The organism is bacterium, assembly GCA_024228115.1.
Classification (GTDB): Bacteria; Myxococcota_A; UBA9160; order UBA9160; family UBA6930.
In genome coordinates, this window is sequence record JAAETT010000248.1 from 1 (window position 1) to 1,692 (window position 1,692).

1 protein-coding gene is annotated in these 1,692 nt (G+C 63.3%); it reads left to right on the forward strand.

Features of this window, described 5'->3' with window-relative positions; genetic code table 11:
• Window positions 1-218: 218 nt before the first annotated feature.
• The gene (locus GY937_11680; GenBank protein MCP5057368.1) at window positions 219-1,280 is read left to right on the forward strand and encodes a hypothetical protein; all 1,062 of its coding nucleotides are present in this window, start codon (window positions 219-221) and stop codon (window positions 1,278-1,280) included.
• The last annotated feature ends 412 nt before the right edge of the window (window positions 1,281-1,692 follow it).

The window sequence follows — 1,692 nt, forward strand, 5'->3', positions numbered from 1 at the left end:
GGCAGAACTCCCGCTGCGAGATCCCGCTCCTCTCGAACCGGTCGAGAATCTCCCGCCACTCCTCGCTCGACCGCCTCACCTTCCCGTTCGCTTGCACCCGCATGCCGCCTCCTCCCGGATTGTCATGCGGTGGGTCTACATTTCGCCGGCGAGCCCGGGAAGAACGGCGATATCCGGCCGCTTACACCTGGCACGCTGCCAAGGGGCGCGAATGGCCGGTGGTGCTCATCGCAGGCCTCGACCAGAACGTTGACCCACGGCTACCGGACATCACCGTGTGGTTCGAGGACTTTGGCGATCTCGACGGAGTCCTCGACCGCGCATCCCTCGAAATCTCTCCGAACTTCGATTCCGCCGAAGCAGAGGACCGATTCAAGGAGCCCCTGCGACGCCGGGGGCAGCGAAACGCTCATCGCCTGCTGTACGTCGCCCTCACCCGAGCTCGTGAGAGCGTGATCCTCCAGTGGCCCGAGTACCTGCGAGAGAAGCTCAAAACCGGTCAGGACGAGGCGATCACCTACTGGTCTCTGCTGCGTAAAGCTGCCAGGCTCGAGTTCGGACCCGACGGCCTGACCGCGGGTGGCGAACCTTTCCCTTGCCGCGTCATCCACGCGGAACCCGGAGGGGACGAGATCACAGCGCCCGAAACCGAGCTTCCTCTTCCCACGCTCGGTCGCCGCGCAATCGTTCCCTGCGAAGCGCCAGATCCGAGTGCCCTCACTCCGGACCAGATCGCTCCCTCTGCGCTGCATACGGCGACCGTCTCAGTACCAGGCCCCCTGCGAACCGTGAGCTACGCCCAACCATTCGAAACAAGCCTGCGAGGCAGTGCAGCCGAACGCGGCAACCTCCTGCACCGCGCATTCGAAGTTCTCTTCGGCCACCCCGAACGGCGTGAGTTCCTGGCTCGAGCCACTGGCGCGGACCTGCCGGAAGGAGGCGTCGATGCCATCTGTACAGCGGTCGCTCGATTCGAAGAATGGTTGACCCACGAACTCACCCCGACTGCGATACGCACCGAGGCACCCTTCCTGGCCCTGAACGATGAAGGCAGCACCGTCCACGGCTCGATGGACCTGCTCGTCGAGACTCGCGACGGCTACTGGATCATCGATCACAAGTCAGACCAGATCGATGACCGACGGGGGCGTTTCGGAGAGTACTGGCCACAGCTGGCAGCCTACGCGGCTGCCGTGAGGAGTGTTGGCGCACTGCCAGTTCGAGGCGTCGCGGTGAATTGGATCAGTGCAGGCGAGGTGATGCTCGTCGAATCCGCCTGAGTCGTTTTGGGGACCAGCCCGACCCACCCCTACTCGAGCACCAACCTCGTCTGCTCGAGCCACCCTCTAGGTGCGCCTTCGCAGCCCAGGCGTCCGACAAGGGTTCGCGCACCAAAACCGAGCAAGATCGCGACGTCAAGCGTGGGCCCTCATGGATTCGAACCAGGCGGAAAGGGGGGGGGGAATAGAAGGATTCCGGGTAGTTACGAGAGTGGATTGGGCTTGGCGACAGGTTGGCGACAAAGTCTCGCCTCATCTCTGAACGCAGCGGATCCTAGTCCCTTGTCACACCAAAAGCTGGGGGTAGAGTCGTCGCAGTTTCACGCGGGCTTGTTGGGTCGTGAATTGCCAGTCGACGCCCTTCGTCGTTCGGTTGCGATCGTCTTGCCAGGCTTGGACTTGGCGCGTGAGA